Below are 15,050 nucleotides of genomic sequence, written 5' to 3'. Positions count from 1 at the left end.
CTCGTACGGCGACTGGACAAGATCATGTCGACCTATGTCGAATCGAAGTTCGAAGGGCACGACCTGAGCTTCCAGCAATGGATCGCGCTCAAGGTCGTGCGTGACGGCACGGTGAGCAATGCCGGCGAGCTGTCGCGCGAGCTCGGCATCACCACGGGTGCCACCACCAGGATGATCGACGTGCTCGAGGCGCGCGGACTGATTGCGCGCGATCGCAGCGTCGAGGACCGGCGGGTGGTGCAGCTCGTCATCACGCCGGCGGGAAGAGAGGCAGTGCTCAGCCTCCAGGGCCATGTCGTTTCCTCCTGGAACGAAGTGGTCGCCGATTTCACGCAGGAGGAAGCCGCGACGCTGGTGAGCCTGCTGACCCGGCTGCTCGGCGCCGCCGAGCGCGTGGCGGACAGTGCGCTCGCGAACCGGGAGATCGAGGCATGACGCGCTCCGTGGGCCTCGCGGCGCTGACCGCGCTGCTTCTCGCCGGCTGTGCCACCGTGCCGCACGATCCGCCGCAGGTAGCGCAGCTCCAACCGCAGTCGTTGGGCCTCGGCACCGATACGCCGACGATCGACGCCGCCTGGTGGACGGCGTTCGGCGATCCGCAACTCGATCGACTGATCACGATGGGCCTGGCCGGAAACCCGACGCTCGACGGCGCCCTCGCCCGCGTCCGCGCCGCCGAGGCGGCTGTCGACATCCGCCACGCTGAGCAGCTCCCGCAAGTCACCGCCGACGGCCAGTCGACCTATCAGCGCTTCCCCGAGAAATACATCTATCCGCCGCCCTATGCCGGCGCGGCCTGGCCGATCACGACGCTGCAAGCCAATCTGAGCTGGAACCTCGACCTGTTCGGCCGCCAGAAGGCGCTGGTCGCTGGAGCCCAGGCGAGCGCCCAGGCGGCCCGGCTCGATGCGGCGGCGGCGCGACTGGCAATCTCGACCTCGATCGCCCAGGCCTATGTCGGGCTCGCGCGGGCCGAACGGCTGGTCCAGGTCGCCAACGGCTTTGTCGAGACGCGCCAGCAGGCGCTGCGCTACGTCCATTCGCGGATCAAGAACCAGCTCGCCAGCCAGTTCGAGCTGCGCCAGGCCGAGACGCTGCTCGCCGAGGCGGAACAGGCCCGAACCCGCGCGCAGGCGCAGCGCGAGCTGCTCGTCCACAGCCTGGCCGCGCTGGTGGGCCGCGGCGCCGACTTCTACCCGGAGATCACGACGCCCAGCCTCGCGCTGAACACGCCGCCAAGCGTGCCCGATGCGCTGCCCGCCGACCTGCTCGGCCGCCGGCCCGACCTGCTCGCCGGCCAGGCCCGGATCGACGCCGCGATGGCGGGGCGCCAGGTAGCGCGGACCGACTTCCTGCCCAACGTCAACATCACCGCGCTCGCCGGCTTCGCCGCGCTCGGCCTCGGCAATTTCTTCGATCCCGGGGCGCGGACTTATGGCGCCGGCCCGGCGATCCACCTGCCGATCTTCGAGGGCGGCAAGCTCAAGGCGCAATATCGCGGCGCCACCGCCGATCTCGACCAGGCCGTCGCCGACTATGACGGCGCAGTGCTCGGCGCGGTGCGCGATGCCGCCGACGCGCTGACCCTGGTCCGCGCCGCCGACAAGGACCTTGCCGACCAGGACCGCGTCGTCGCGGGCCTGCGCGAGACCGCGCGGCTCGACAGCGTACGCGTCTCGACTGGGCTCGGCTCGCGGCTCGACACGATCGAGTCCGGTTTCCGCCTGCTCGAGGCCGAGCAGGCGCTGGTCGGGCTCCAGGCCGACGCGCTCTCGCGCCGCATCCAGCTGATCGCCGCCCTGGGCGGTGGCTTCGTTCCAAACCCGCCGCTCTCCGCGGCCCCAGCGGACACGCACCTATGACCGACAACAGCCCCGTCGATTGGAAGACCAAGGCGGACAGCGCCGAAACGCCGGCGCAAAAGGGTGACGCCAAGCCGGCGGAACCCGCCGCCGCGCCACCGCCGCCTCCGCCCGCCCCGCCCCAGCCCCAGACCAAGTCGCGCGCGCGCAAGATCGGCTTTCTGATCCTCGGCGCGGTGATCCTGATCGGTGTGATCGCCTATGCCGTGATGGTGCTCACCGCGCCGCCGAGCGAGGAAACCGACGACGCCTATGTCGGCGGCAACATCGTCGCGGTTACCGCGCGCGATGGCGGCACGGTGCTGGCGCTGCACGCCGACAATACCCAGCAGGTGACGCAGGGCGCACCGCTGATCGACCTCGATCCGGCCTCGACCGACGTCCAGCTCGCCGCCGCCGAGGCCGCGCTAGGCCGTGCGGTCCGCGCGGTCCGCTCGAACAATGCCGAAGTCGACCAGGCTGGGGCGGAAATCGCCCAGGCGCGCGCCGATCTATCGAAGGCACTCAACGACTATGCCCGCCGCCGCGGGGCCGCTGCCGACGGCGCGGTGTCGGGCGAAGAGGTCAGCCACGCGGCCGACGCCGTCGCCACGGCGCGCGCCGCGCTCAACCTCGCCCGCGCCAAGCAGGCCCAGGCAGCGAGCACCGTTGCCGGCACCAGCGTCTCGGAGAACCCGCAGGTGCTCGCGGCGATCGCCGAGCTGCGCCAGGCCGCGATCAACTCCAGCCACATGAAGATCGTCGCGCCCGTCTCCGGCGTCGTCGCCCAGCGCACCGTCCAGCTCGGCCAGAAGGTCGCCGCCGGCGCGCCGTTGATGGCGGTGGTGCCGCTCGACAGCCTGTGGATCGACGCGAACTTCCGCGAGACCCAGCTTCAGCATTTGCGCGTCGGCCAGCGCGCGACGATCCACGCCGATGTCTATGGCAAGGACGTCACGTTCCACGGCAAGGTGCTCGGCCTGGGTGCCGGCAGCGGCAACGCCTTTTCACTGCTGCCGCCGCAGAACGCCTCGGGCAACTGGATCAAGATCGTCCAGCGCGTGCCGGTGCGCATCGCGCTCGATCCTGACGAGCTCAAGCGGAACCCGCTGCGCGTTGGCCTCTCGGCCGACGTGACGGTCGACACCAGCGATCGCTCGGGCCCGATGGTGGCCGGCAGCGCGCCGCCCGCTGGCGGCATCCAGCAGAGCCTCGACGGCGGCCCCGCGGTCGAGGCCCGCATCCGCCGGATCATCGCCGAGAATCTGGGACGGGCGCGGTGAGCGGCCCGGCGGGCGGCCAGGCCGCGCCGCTGGCCGGCCTCGCCCTGGCGGTAACTTCGGTCGCGCTGGCGCTCGGCACCTTCATGCAGGTGCTCGACGGCACGATCGCCAATGTCTCGCTGCCCACGATCGCCGGCAATCTCGGCGTGTCGACCGACAATGGCACCTGGGTGATCACTTCGTTCGCGGTGGCCAACGGCGTGACGGTGCCGCTGACCGGCTGGCTGATGCAGCGCTTCGGCGTGGTGCGCACCTTCACTGCGTCGGTGGTGCTGTTCACGATCGCCTCGTTCCTGTGCGGCATCGCCTGGAGCCTGCCCTCGCTGATCGGCTTCCGCATCCTGCAGGGCGCGGTCTCCGGCCCGATGATCCCGGGCAGCCAGGCGCTGCTGATCGCGATCTTCCCCGATCACAAGCGTGGCACCGCGCTCGGCATCTGGTCGATGACCACGCTGGTCGCGCCCGTGCTCGGCCCGGTGCTCGGCGGCTATATCTCCGACAATTACCATTGGGGCTGGATCTTCCTGATCAACGTGCCGGTGGGGATCATCGCCGCCGGGATCAGCTGGCGTTCGCTCGCCAGCCGCGAAACGCCGACGCGCAAGCTCAAGGTCGACACCGTCGGGCTGATGCTGCTCGCCTTCTGGGTGTTCAGCCTGCAGACGATGCTCGACCTCGGCAAGGACCGCGACTGGTTCCACAACCCGTTCATCGTGGCGCTCGCGATCTGCGCGGTGGTCGGCTTTATCGCCTGGGTGATCTGGGAAATGACCGACGGCGCGCCGGCGGTGGACCTCAGCCTGTTCCTGCGCCGCAACTTCCTGTTCGGCACGCTCGCCTTGTGCCTGGGTTACGCGCTGTTCTTCGCCAACAATTTGCTGCTGCCGCTCTGGCTGCAGGAGCATCTGGGCTACACCGCGACCTGGGCGGGCTTCGTCGCCGCGCCGAGCGGCATCGTGGCGGTCCTCGCAACCCCGTTCGTCACGCGGCTCAAGGTCGACATGCGCTGGCTCGCCACGGTGGCGTTCCTGGCGTTCGGCGCGTCCTATTTCCTGCGTTCGCAATATACGCCCGATGCGAGCTTCTGGACGCTGATGTTCCCGCTGCTGCTCCAGGGGTTGGCGATGAGCATGTTCTTCGTGCCGCTGATCACCATCTCGTTCGACGGACTGCCGCCGCAACGTGTCCCTTCGGCGAGCGGCATCTCCAACTTCGCGCGCATTACCGCGGGCAGCTTCGCCGCGTCGATCATCACCACCTATTGGGACCGCCGTGAGGCGCTGCACCAGACCCGGCTGAGTGAAGTGGGGACTGATTATTCCCCCGTCTATCGACAGACCGTCGACCAGCTCCAGGCGGCGGGGATGAGCCCGCTGCAGGCGGCCGGCGCGGTGATGCGGCAGGTGGTAAACCAGGCCTATCTGCTCTCGTCGCTCGAGCTGTTCTGGATTTGCGGCTGGCTCGCGCTGGGACTGATCCTGGTGACCTGGCTGGCGCGCAAGCCGATGCCGAGCCAGCACACGGTGGCCGCGGATTGACGAAAAGCGGGGCGGCGCTGCCCGATGGCAGCGCCGCCCCAGCCCTTACCAGCCGAAGGTCATGCCGACCCGGCCGCCGGTCGAGCCCTTGACCGTCGAGCCGGCGAAGCCGCCGCTGACCCAGACATGGTCGTCGACCTTGGCGACCGCTGCGCCGGAGAAGCCCTGCTCGCCGCGATAGGTGGAGAGGTTGAACGACACCGCCACGTGCATGTCCGACGGGATCGTCGTGCCCGCCAGCGCCATCGCCGCCGCGATCCCGCCATTGGCGCGGCGGGCGTTCAGATCGATCCGCCCTTCCGCGTTGGTCATGCGGGTGCCGAGTGTACCGAGCTCGGTCAGGTCGATCGACGCCGTGGCAAGGTTGCCGGCAGCATCGCTGGTCACCACACTGAGCGCACCCTGCTGCGCCGCGCGGCTCGCCGAGGAGTTGATCCCCGCCATCGTATAGGTCGAGCTGCCCGTGCCCAGCGCCACCTGCCCGGCGCGCGTCGCCACGGCGCCCTGGCCGATCGCGACGCTGCCCGCGGCCCCGGCATTGGCGCCGTCACCCAGCGCCACTGCCGAGGCACCGTTGGCGGTGCTGGCATTGCCCAGCGCCACCGCACCCTGGCCCGTCGCGGTATTGTTGCGGCCGAGCGCCACCGCGCCCTGGCCGGTGGCGGTGTTCGGATCGCCGATGGCTACCGCGCCGTTGCCGCTCGCCGTGTTGCCCGCGCCGATCGACACGGCCTGGCCGGTCACCGCGCGCGCGCCATTGCCGATCGCCACCGAAGATTCACCGCCCGCGACCGAGTTGCTACCCACCGCGATCGAGTTCGCCCCGGTCGCCTGCGGCCCTGCCCCGCTCATGTTGGTGCGGAAATAGGCGCCGTTTGCCGCCGCGGTGTCGGCAGTCGCCTGCGCGGTCGCCGCATTGGCGAGCGCGCTGTTGGCAGTGCCCTGTGCCGTCGCCGCGTTCGCCAACGCGGTGTTGGCAGTACCCTGCGCGGTCGCCGCGTTGCCCAGCGCAGTATTCGCCGTGCCCTGCGCCGCATTGGCTGCGTTGAGCGCCTGGTTCGCGGTCGCGCCGCCTGCGGTCGCTGCCGCCAGCGCGTTGGATGCGGTTGCCTGCGCGGTGGCGGCGTTGGCGAGTGCGGTGTTCGCCGTCGCGGATACCGCGTTGAGCTGGGCGAAGTTGACCGCGTCGGTCGCCGCCGTGCCGGCCGCGACGTTGGTCACCTGGCGCTCGGCGCCCACGGCACCGACCGAGACGCTGTTGGCCCGGTCCGCCACCGATCCGGCGCCCAGCGCGACGGCGCTGTTGGCCGAGGCGAAGCTGCCATAGCCGAGCGTGACGCTGTCGGTGCCACTCGCCTGTGCGGTCGAGCCGATCGCGATGCTGCGCACGCCCGTCGCCATGGTCGAGACGCCGCCGCCGTCCTGGCCGCCGATCGCGATCGACTGGGTGCCGAGCGCGGTGGAATTGAGGCCCAGCGCCACCGAGCGCTCGCCGCTCGCCGCCGAAGTGAAGCCGATCGCGACCGCGAACGGGTTGGTCGTGGTCGCGCCCAGGCCGAGCGCGACGCTGCCCTGCCCGCCGGCATAGGCATTCTGGCCGAGCGCGGTCGCCGAGCGGATCGAATAGGCGCCTGAGCCCACCGCGGTCGAATTGAAGCTGTCGGCAAAGGCATTGTAGCCCAGCGCCATCGAGTCCTGGTCGTTGGTCGTCGCATTGGCGCCGAGGACGATCGAGCCGAGGCCGCCCGCGGAACTCGCCGATCCGATCGCGATGCTGTTGGCGCCGCTCGCGGTGGTATAGGCGTTGCCGGCAGCGTTGGTCGTGCCGAGCGCGATCGAGTTGGCGCCGCTGCTCGTCGAGGCGAAGCCCAGCGCGACCGAGGCAGCGCCCGATGCATAGGTCGAGGAGCCGATCGCCGTGCTGTAGTCTGTCACCGCCCAGGCGGCGAGGCCAAAGGCCGAGGCGCTGTCACCGGTCGCCGAGGAGATGAAGCCCACTGCGGTCGCCTGGTCGCCGGCCTCGGAACTATAGCCCAGCGCGATCGAGCCGTAGTTGGTGCCCTTGGCGTTGCGGCCGAGGACGATGCTGTCGCCCAGCACCGACGAAGCGCCATCGCCCATCACGATCGAGAAGGCGCCCTGCGCGGCGGCGGCGCGGCCGAGCGCGATTGAGGAATTGCCATTGGCGACGCTCGCCGCGCCCAATGCCAGCGACTGGTTGCCAGCCGCCTGCGCGACCAGGCCGAGGGCAAGCGATTCGGTGCCCGAGGCATTGGCCCCGAAGCCGACGGCGGTAGAACTGGCGCCGGTCGCTTCCGCAACCGCGCCGATCGCCACCGAGGTGCTGGCGGTCGCGTCGGCCGAATAGCCGATCGCCACCGAACCGAACACGGCGGTATTGCCCGGCCCCTGCACGACCGCCGCTTCGCCGATCGCCACGTTCGAATCGCCGTTGACGGTGGCGTCGCCGCACACCGCATTGTCGTCCGATCCGGGCTGCAGCGTGCCCACCGGATTGTTGGCGGCGTCGCGGCACTGGACGTTCTGGGCGTGTGCCTGCCCGGTGGCGAGTATCATGGCGATGGCGCCCATCGATACGCTGACAAGTGCGCGCAGCGCGGTGCGGCTGTTGATCCGGTTGATCGTCATTGCTGTTCCCCTTCGTAGCTATCCCTGGCGACGGTGCGGGAAATGATCGGGCGATTGCCGCCCGGCATGCCGACGACCCAAGCCGGTCACGCATTCCCGTGTCGAAGGCGGAGACGGGAATTTGCGGGGAAGACCGGACAGGCCGGACGAAATATTTATGCAGGCGGTGCCGGATGCGGCGAAACAACCGGGCTCACGCTCTCGTCCGGCCTGATCTTTTCGTAGCTTGCGGGCGGTTTCTCATGATAGGCTGCACGCGTGCTTTGGGGGGCGTGATGGCGAGTGACCCGATCCAGTCCGGCGCGCTCGGTTCCTCCGACGAGCTGGTCAACCAGCTCTATGGCGAGCTCCACCAGATCGCTCGGCGCGAATATCGCAGGGCCGGGAGCCCAATGACGCTCCAGCCGACCGCGCTGGTCGGCGAAGTCTATCTCCGGATCCAGAACCGCGCCGATTGGCAGAGCAAGTCGCATTTCCTCGGCTGCGCGGCGACGGCGATGCGGCACGTCCTGGTCGATGCTGCACGCGCCCGGCTGGCGGCGAAGCGTTCCGGCGAGCGCGAGAGCCTCACCGTAGCCCTCGCCGAGATCGCCAGCGGCGCCAGGGACGACGAGGAGCTGCTCTGCCTGGGCGACGCGCTGGCGGAACTCGCGCGCCACGATCCCCTGCTCGCCAAGGTCGTCGATTGCCGCTTCTTCATCGGGCTCGACGAAGTGGAGACGGCGGAGGTGCTGGGAATCACCGATCGCACCGTCCGCCGCTGGTGGACTCGCGCGCGCGCCTGGATCTACGACCAGATGCGCGAGCCCGCCGCCTAGCTCAGCGCATCGCGGCGACCCGCATGGCAACCCTGGAGATGGCCTGCATCCCATAGGCGCCCGCTGGCCCCATCGCCGCGAAGCCGGCCCGCGACCGCGCAACCGCAGCGCTTGCCGCCGGCTTGTCGCCCTGCTTCACCGCCAGCACCGCCTCGGTGAGCGCAAGCTGCGGTATCAGCGGGTTGGGCTTGGGCATCAGGTCGATCCCGGCACGCGCCTCGCCGAGCTGCTTCGCCGCATCCGCGGTCTCGCCCAGCTCCGCCAGCGCCTGCGCCAATGCCAAGTCGATCACGATCACCGGCAGCGCATGCTCGCCAAGGAAGCGGACGGCCAGCGGCCGGGCCTCGAGCAGCGAAACCCGTGCGTCGGCGAAGCGGCCATTGGCCATCTGCGCCTTGGCGAGCTGCGAGAGATCGGCCGCGAGCCCCGGCGTATCGCCGAACAGGCGGCGGCGGCGCTGGACGTTGCTCGCCGAAATCCGCTCCGCGCCCGCCGCATCCCCCAGCCGGAGCCGGACGGCGCCACGCAGCTGGTCGATGCCTAGCGCCTGCATCGTATCGCGCTGCCCAGGGTGTGCGAGCACCCGATCGACCCGCGCGAAGATCGCGTCCATGTCGGCCAGCCGGTTCGCCTCGATCATGTAGACCAGCAAATTGTTGTACATGGTCAGCAGCGCGCTCTCGTTTGCGGTGAGCGCGTGTTCCGCCTGCGGCAGATTGTCGGTCAGCAGCTTGATCGCAGTGGGATAGTCGCCCTTGCGCCGCGCCATCGCCGCCCGGGTGCGCACGATCTGCAACAGGTCGGCACCGTTGCGCTCGGGATTGCGCGCGAGCGTCGCCTGCGCCTTGTCGAGCAGCGCCGCGACATCCTCCTTCGCCCCGATCGCGAGTGCCGCGTCGGCCAGATTGGCCTGCATCTTGGCGGTGGTGTCCGGACTGTCCGCGCCGATGCCGTGCTCGAGCGCGCTCTTGAGCAGGTCATAGCTGCCCTTGGCATCCTGCATGTTGACGTAGAGGTCGCTCAGCGCATTGACCGCGGCGCCCGATCGCGCGGTGCGATCGAGCGTCGCGAGCATGCGCAGCGCGGACTCGTCGAGCGTATGCTTGAGCGTCAGGTCGCGCGAATAGCCGCCCTGGGCGAACATCAGGGTGAGCGTCTGGACGATCGAATCGGAGCGCGCCGCCTCAGCCACTGCATTGTCGCGCTCGATTGCGGTGCGATGCGCCTGCACGGCGATGCCGGTGGCGCCGCCGGCGAGGGCAAGCACCACCGCGCCTGCTGCAACGGCCGACCAGCGATTGCGGCGCAGGAAGCGGCCGAAGCGATAGCGCCGCGAACCCGCCCGCGCGCGCACCGGCAACGAGCCCTCGAACCGCTCGATATCCTCGGCCAGCTCCGGCACCGATCCGTAGCGCGCCGCCGGATCCTTGCGCAGCGCCTTGAGTACGATCGCATCGAGATCGCCGCGGATGCGCGACGGCGCGACCGCCGCATCCTGCTTCGCCGCGGTGCGGCTCGGCGGTGCCGGATCCTCCTGCGCCACGCGGCGGACGAGCATCGACAGCGTGCCCCCCTCCCCGCTCCACGGCGTCGCGCCCGCGAGCAGCTGGTAGAGGATCACACCCAGGGCATGGACGTCCGTCGCGACCGTCACCACGCCGTTGCCGAGTTGCTCGGGCGCGGCGTAGTCGGGCGTCATCAGCGCGCCGGTGACGGTCCGCGCATCGTCGCCGCTTTCTTCCACCAGCTTGGCGATGCCGAAGTCGAGCAGGTGAATGCGGCCCCGGGCGTCGATCAGGATATTCGAGGGCTTGAGGTCGCGGTGGACGATCAGGTTGGCGTGCGCATAGGCAACCGCGTCGCAGATATCGCGGAACGCACGCAACCGCGCCTCGAGCGACGGCCGCTCGGCCCTGACCCACTGGTCGATCGGCTGCCCCTCGACGAACGCCATCGCCATCCAGGGGCGCCCCTCCGGAGTGACGCCGCCGTCGATCAGCCGGGCGATGCCGGGGTGGTCGAGCCGCGCCAGCATGCGGCGCTCGCGCGCGAACAGCGCCTCGTTGGGGATGGCGTCGATGCGGAGCAGCTTGAGCGCGACCTGCTGCTCGAAGCCGACATCGGCGCGGCGCGCACGATAGACTTCGCCCATCCCGCCCCGGCCGACCAGCGCTTCGAGCTCGAACCCGCCGACCCGCGTTCCCGCTGCCAGCGACGCACGTGCCAGCGGCTGCGCATCTTCCAGCGTCGGCGCCGGGGCATCCAGGATGCCGCGCCGGGTGGAGGCTTCTAGGAGGGCGCTCACCCGCTCGGCGATCGCCGGCGAAAGCCGCGCGAGCGCTGCCTGTCGTGCGGCGCTTTCGAGCGGCTCGATCGCATCGAATGCTTCGAGAACCTGTGCCAGATCCGGCTCGCCACTTGCCTGCATATCTACCCCCCAATGCCCCGTTAGACGCAGCCTAACCGCGAGAGCGGACGCCGCCGAAGAAATATTTTGGTACTGTTCGTTTCATTGGCGCGCGCCCGTCTTTCTCCTTGAAAAGACGGAGAGACTATCATGGCCAAGACGCTTCATGTCCTTCGGCTGGCGCCGCTCGCGCTGCTGGCCAGCCAGGCAACTGCGCAAATGGTGGTGCTGAACGGCACGTCGACGATCGGATCGGTCGAAATGAAGCGCCGTGCTGCCTGTCCGGTCCGCGACGCCCACCGCGTCTAACGCGGTGACGGCAATCCTGCCGAACAAGCGAGGAGGGTATCGATGCGGGATTCGATGAAGATGTGCGCAGTGGTGGCCGCTGCCGGTCTGGCACTGTCTGCCTGTGGCGGGGGCAAGGCTGCGAACGGGAGCGAGACGGGCTCGGCAAGCGAAGGTACGACGGCGGTCGCGGCTGCCGACTTCAACCCTTGCAGCCTGATCACCGCGGAAGAGATGACCGCAATCACCACCGACAAGGTCAACAGCCTCGATCGCCGCGACGCGAGCTGCACCTACAAGGCCAATCCCGATGACGGCGTGCAGACGACGGTCTACGTCACCGAGGGCGCGAAACACATGGAGATCATGCACCGCAGCGCCAAGCTGCTCGGCGGCATGGGCGCCTCGGTCGCCGACAAGGGCGGCGCCGGCGCGGATGTCGCCAACCAGCTCAAGGAAGACAAGTCCGCCACGCCGGCGCTCGGCGACGAGGCGATGTGGTCTGCCAACAACACGTTGGTGGTGCGCAAGGGCGACGCCTATATCGAAGTGACGCCGCCGTTCATGCACGATCCGGCCAATCACTCCGGCTATCCGCTCATCGCCACCAAGGACAAGCGCGCGATCGCCGTCGCCGTCGCCACCAAGCTGCTCGAGAAGCTGCCCGCCCGGTAACGAACTGCTGCTGGAAACGAGAAGGGGGACGGCAACCTGCCGCCCCCCTTTTTTGCGTGCCCGCCCGTTCAGCGCTTCACGAGTTCGACGCGGCGGTTCTTCGCCTTGCCGTCTTCGGTCGCATTGTCGGCAATCGGCTTGCTCTGGCCGAGGCCCTTGGCCTGGAGCCGGCTGGCGGGGATGCCTTGGGCGACGATTGCCGCCATCACCGCAGCGGCGCGCCCGTCCGACAACGATTGGTTGTGCGCGGGCGCGCCGGCATTATCGGTATGGCCCTCGATCGTCAGCTTGAGCGCCGGATCGGCCTTCATCAGCTTGACGATCTCGGCGATCGCCGGCTGCGAATCCGGCTTGATCGCGGTCTTGTCGGTGTCGAAGTTCAGGTAGAGCGCGACATGGCCGGCGGTATCCAGCCCCTGCTTCATCTCCGCCGCGGGGATCAGCTTGACCTTCACCTCGAGCGCCTTCTTCTCGACGATGGTCAGCCAGTAGTTGCGGCTATTGTCTTCCCAGGGATGATAGACCTCGACCCAGATCTGGCTGCTGGGCGTGCGCAGCATGTAGACGCCCATCTGGTCTTCCTCGACGATGTAATTCGCTCGGAAGCGCTTGTCGGCGAACATCAGCCCCTTGTCCTTGAGCGGCTTGCCGCTGCCCTCATAGACGGTGACGCCGCCCAGATCATGGACCAGCTTCTCATAGGTCTTCTGGACCTGGAAGAACGACGCGCCGTCGCCCTTGCCCCCGGTGGTCATCGTGCGGCCCTCGACCGGGATCAGCTTGGTCCCGTCGAAGAACTCCCAGCGATCATAGGCGACATCCTCGAGGAAGCGCTTCTGCTCGCTGCCGGCGATGTTGACGGCGTCGAGCCGTTCATAGCCGTCCATGATCCCGAAATAGGGCCAGGCACCCAGCGTCGGGTTGGCGACCGGTGCCTTTTCCGGATCGAACCCCGCGACTGTCGGCACCGGGCTGGCCGTCGCACTCGGCGACGGAGATGGCGCCGCGGTGGCGGTGGTGTTGGCGACGCTGGCATTGGTGGGGCCGGCGGCATCATAGCCGCTGCCGCACGCAGCGAGCACGGAAAGCGCGGCGCCGGCAAGGGCGATACGGATATGAGTCATGTGGGACCTTTCGATGGAAATTCGGCGCGCGAAATCAGGAGATCGCGCAGGTTTCGCCGGCATAGAGCGAGGCGACACGCCCCTTCGGGCTGTCCTCATCGAGAAAGCCAGAGGGCGCACCTTCGTCGCTGAACAGCACGCCGAGCGAATCCTCGGCGATCTCGACGCCAGGATAGGCGGCCTTCAGCGCCGCGCGGGTCGATCCGATGCCGATGCCGCGCGCGGTGCGCAGCATCGGGTCGCCCTTGTCGCCGACTTCCCAGCCGGTGAACCGCCCCTTGAGGAACAACAGTGAGAGCCCGCCGCGGAAATCGGCATGGCCCATCGGCGTGCCCTGCCCGCAATCAGGATAGATGCCGGTCACGAGCGGCTTGCCCGATACCGCCGTGACCGCCGCAATCGCCGCCCCGCGCGTCTGCCCGAACGCCAGCTTGTGCGGCTTGCCGTCTGCGTCCTTGTGGATCAGCCCGTCCGCCGCGAGCGTCCAGGCCGCGGAGGATGCCGGCACCGGTGGCACCGCCATTCCGAGCAGGGGCAAGGCGCACAGGCCCAGCCCTATCGCCGACATGCTTCTCCTCGACATCCCGTGCTCCCTCGCCGCATCCGCCCCGGAAAGGGGCGATCGAAGAGGGAAACGGGAGACGATCGCCGAAGCGGACACGCAGATCGCCGGGCGGCGATGCGCGCGATCTAATCCATTCGCGTCCAGGCTTGTGGCGAGCGGGTATCCAGTCGGCACAGCTCCCGCACCCCATGCTTGCCGGCATAGCTGCGCACGCGCGCGTCATAGTCGCTGGCGTAGGGCGCGGCGAAATCCCAGTCCGGCGGATTGAAGGTCGAATAGCCGTTGACGGTCGGAACCCGCCACTTCTCCGCCAGGAACATCGCATCGACATTGTGCGGGTACAGCGCATCGACACGGTCATCGACAAAGGCAGCCTCGCCGGATCGCACCGTCACCACGTAAAAGGCGCTGCACCCGGCCGGCGGCGCCGGAATGGCGTCGAGCTCGGCGCGTTGCGCGCGCCGGCTCAGCTCGGCGGGCTGGGCGAAGCTGATCTGCTCGCCGACGAGCAGCACGACCAGCAGGACCGCCAGCCAGGGATGGCGCTGGCGGAAGTCGCGCAGCCTGTCGCGATAGGCCAGGCCGACGAGCAGCAGCACCGGCAGGACGAGGAAGAGCTGGTAGCGCAGCACGACGCGCACGCCGCTGGCCGCGGGGAACAGGGCATGGACGAGGATCCAGGGCGAGATCTGCCAGATCCGCAGCGTCAGCGCCCAGCTCACCACCACCGCCAGCGCGACCGCCCGCTCCACCACCCGCTTCGGGTCGCGGATCAAGCGATAGGCAGCGGCACAGGTCAGCGCGAAGAGCAGCAGCGGATAACCGGAATGGTGCTCCCAGCCGAGAAAGGACTTCTCGAACTTGCCCCCCGGCGTCGCGACTGCCTGGACGATCAGCCGGATGCCGGTGGCGATCCAGCCCCACAGGCCGTTGCGCTCGCCGACATTCACCAGATCGACCGGCTGGACGAGATAGGAGACCATATAGCCATGGCCGCCGGTCTCGAGCCGCTTGGGCAAATAGACGAGCAGGAACGGGATCGCGGACACCGCGGCGACGGCCAGGAAGGTCGCCAAGGTCCGCCAATGCGCCGCGAGCAGCGCGCCCAGGCGCCGGGGCCGGTAATTGCCCGACACCCACAGCCAGCACAGCACGAACACCACGGTGAAATAGATCGTGAACCAGGCAAAATAGAATGCCGTGATCAGCCAGAGGCCCATGACCAGCGCCACCAGCGCCGCGAACAGGAGCGCGACGGGCCGTCCAGAGATCTCGGCGCGCACCGCCAGGACCGCGAGCCCAGCGAGCAGCGGCAACAGCGCCAGACTGTTGATCTGGGCATGTCCGGCCTGCAGGAACATGTTGTTCGAGATGGTGAACAGCGCAGCGACCAGGATCGCCGTGCCCCAGCTCCAGCGCAGCACGCCCCGCACCAGCCAGAGCGCCGCCGCAAAGCCGATCGTGCGGAAGGTCATCGCCGTCAGCGTGTCGGAGACGAACGGATCGAAGCAGATCCGCCAGAACGCATAGATCAGGCCCGACAGGAAATAGCCGTCATTATAGCCGAGCGTGTCGCCATAGGGATGGAAGTAGATCGGCTGGTTCCACGCTGCCAGGCCCGTGAACACTGCCCGCCAATGCTCGAGGATGCTGATCTCGATCAGCGCATCCCCGCGATTGCCGAATCCCAGGTCGAACCCGCTTGCGAAGCTGTCGCGGAAGACGATCAGGATCGACGCGGCCCAGGCGCAGAATGCCAGCGCAAGCTTGGCGGGAAGCGACGATCGGCCATGGCGCAATGCAGGCTCGGGTGCAGGCGCGGGCCCCGCGGACTCTCGTATCATGCTATTCCCTGGAAGTGC

General features: G+C 68.9%; 12 protein-coding genes. 7 read left to right on the top strand and 5 right to left on the bottom strand.

Features of this window, described 5'->3' with window-relative positions:
• Window positions 1–24: 24 nt before the first annotated feature.
• The 4 genes from ABLE38_RS16435 to ABLE38_RS16420 are packed head-to-tail and all read left to right on the top strand — an operon-like array spanning window position 25 to window position 4,662.
• Window positions 25–435: a MarR family transcriptional regulator gene (locus ABLE38_RS16435; protein WP_348975326.1), complete on the top strand. Its 411-nt coding sequence runs from the start codon at window positions 25–27 to the stop codon at window positions 433–435.
• A complete protein-coding gene (locus ABLE38_RS16430) occupies window positions 432–1,862 on the top strand; it encodes an efflux transporter outer membrane subunit (RefSeq protein ID WP_348975325.1) in 1,431 nt (476 codons plus the stop codon). Before ABLE38_RS16435 ends, ABLE38_RS16430 begins: the two co-directional genes overlap by 4 nt.
• A complete protein-coding gene (locus ABLE38_RS16425) occupies window positions 1,859–3,124 on the top strand; it encodes an HlyD family efflux transporter periplasmic adaptor subunit (protein WP_348975324.1) in 1,266 nt (421 codons plus the stop codon). Before ABLE38_RS16430 ends, ABLE38_RS16425 begins: the two co-directional genes overlap by 4 nt.
• Window positions 3,121–4,662 carry a DHA2 family efflux MFS transporter permease subunit gene (locus ABLE38_RS16420; protein ID WP_348975323.1) on the top strand — a complete coding sequence of 514 codons (1,542 nt, stop codon included), beginning with the start codon at window positions 3,121–3,123 and terminating at the stop codon, window positions 4,660–4,662. Before ABLE38_RS16425 ends, ABLE38_RS16420 begins: the two co-directional genes overlap by 4 nt.
• A gap of 45 nt (window positions 4,663–4,707) precedes the next feature.
• On the opposite strand, the gene ABLE38_RS16415 is transcribed toward ABLE38_RS16420, so the two are convergent.
• On the bottom strand, window positions 4,708–7,311 hold the full coding sequence (locus tag ABLE38_RS16415; protein WP_348975322.1) for a hypothetical protein: 2,604 nt from the start codon (window positions 7,309–7,311) through the stop codon (window positions 4,708–4,710).
• A gap of 275 nt (window positions 7,312–7,586) precedes the next feature.
• Between ABLE38_RS16415 and ABLE38_RS16410 the strand changes: the two genes are divergently transcribed.
• Window positions 7,587–8,129, top strand: coding sequence for an ECF-type sigma factor (locus ABLE38_RS16410; RefSeq protein ID WP_348975321.1), 543 nt, complete (start codon window positions 7,587–7,589; stop codon window positions 8,127–8,129).
• Window position 8,130: 1 nt separating this feature from the next.
• Here the strand turns inward: ABLE38_RS16410 and ABLE38_RS16405 are convergent, their stop codons facing one another.
• The gene (locus tag ABLE38_RS16405) at window positions 8,131–10,557 is read right to left on the bottom strand and encodes a serine/threonine-protein kinase (RefSeq protein WP_348975320.1); all 2,427 of its coding nucleotides are present in this window, start codon (window positions 10,555–10,557) and stop codon (window positions 8,131–8,133) included.
• Window positions 10,558–10,686: 129 nt separating this feature from the next.
• On the opposite strand from ABLE38_RS16405, the gene ABLE38_RS16400 reads away from it, so the two are divergent.
• Both ABLE38_RS16400 and ABLE38_RS16395 read left to right on the top strand, forming a co-directional pair.
• Window positions 10,687–10,845, top strand: coding sequence for a hypothetical protein (locus ABLE38_RS16400; protein WP_348975319.1), 159 nt, complete (start codon window positions 10,687–10,689; stop codon window positions 10,843–10,845).
• A 42-nt stretch (window positions 10,846–10,887) separates the two neighbouring features.
• A complete protein-coding gene (locus ABLE38_RS16395) occupies window positions 10,888–11,499 on the top strand; it encodes a hypothetical protein (protein ID WP_348975318.1) in 612 nt (203 codons plus the stop codon).
• 68 nt (window positions 11,500–11,567) lie between these two features.
• Here ABLE38_RS16395 and ABLE38_RS16390 read toward each other — a convergent pair whose 3' ends face one another.
• From ABLE38_RS16390 to ABLE38_RS16380, 3 genes are all read right to left on the bottom strand, one after another.
• Complete coding sequence (locus ABLE38_RS16390) at window positions 11,568–12,623, bottom strand: OmpA family protein (protein WP_348975317.1); 1,056 nt, start codon at window positions 12,621–12,623, stop codon at window positions 11,568–11,570.
• Between the two features lie 34 nt (window positions 12,624–12,657).
• Complete coding sequence (locus ABLE38_RS16385; RefSeq protein ID WP_348975316.1) at window positions 12,658–13,191, bottom strand: hypothetical protein; 534 nt, start codon at window positions 13,189–13,191, stop codon at window positions 12,658–12,660.
• 122 nt (window positions 13,192–13,313) lie between these two features.
• Entirely contained in the window at window positions 13,314–15,032 is a 1,719-nt protein-coding gene (locus tag ABLE38_RS16380; RefSeq protein WP_348975315.1) for a hypothetical protein, read from the bottom strand.
• Between the last annotated feature and the right edge of the window lie 18 nt (window positions 15,033–15,050).

It is taken from the genome of Sphingomonas sp. KR3-1, from assembly GCF_040049295.1.
Lineage (GTDB): Bacteria > Pseudomonadota > Alphaproteobacteria > Sphingomonadales > Sphingomonadaceae > Sphingomonas.
Note: the sequence above shows the minus strand (reverse complement) of the source record. Positions and strands in the feature narration are given on the sequence as shown.

Bases quoted from the DNA above. Each gene is read 5' to 3' on its own strand.
- ABLE38_RS16415 (WP_348975322.1), bottom strand. From the start codon at position 7,311: ATGACGATCAACCGGATCAACAGCCGCACCGCGCTGCGCGCACTTGTC.
- ABLE38_RS16380 (WP_348975315.1), bottom strand. From the start codon at position 15,032: ATGATACGAGAGTCCGCGGGGCCCGCGCCTGCACCCGAGCCTGCATTG.
- ABLE38_RS16425 (WP_348975324.1), top strand. From the start codon at position 1,859: ATGACCGACAACAGCCCCGTCGATTGGAAGACCAAGGCGGACAGCGCC.
- ABLE38_RS16390 (WP_348975317.1), bottom strand. From the start codon at position 12,623: ATGACTCATATCCGTATCGCCCTTGCCGGCGCCGCGCTTTCCGTGCTC.
- ABLE38_RS16410 (WP_348975321.1), top strand. From the start codon at position 7,587: ATGGCGAGTGACCCGATCCAGTCCGGCGCGCTCGGTTCCTCCGACGAG.
- ABLE38_RS16435 (WP_348975326.1), top strand. From the start codon at position 25: ATGTCGACCTATGTCGAATCGAAGTTCGAAGGGCACGACCTGAGCTTC.
- ABLE38_RS16405 (WP_348975320.1), bottom strand. From the start codon at position 10,557: ATGCAGGCAAGTGGCGAGCCGGATCTGGCACAGGTTCTCGAAGCATTC.
- ABLE38_RS16385 (WP_348975316.1), bottom strand. From the start codon at position 13,191: ATGTCGGCGATAGGGCTGGGCCTGTGCGCCTTGCCCCTGCTCGGAATG.
- ABLE38_RS16395 (WP_348975318.1), top strand. From the start codon at position 10,888: ATGCGGGATTCGATGAAGATGTGCGCAGTGGTGGCCGCTGCCGGTCTG.
- ABLE38_RS16430 (WP_348975325.1), top strand. From the start codon at position 432: ATGACGCGCTCCGTGGGCCTCGCGGCGCTGACCGCGCTGCTTCTCGCC.
- ABLE38_RS16400 (WP_348975319.1), top strand. From the start codon at position 10,687: ATGGCCAAGACGCTTCATGTCCTTCGGCTGGCGCCGCTCGCGCTGCTG.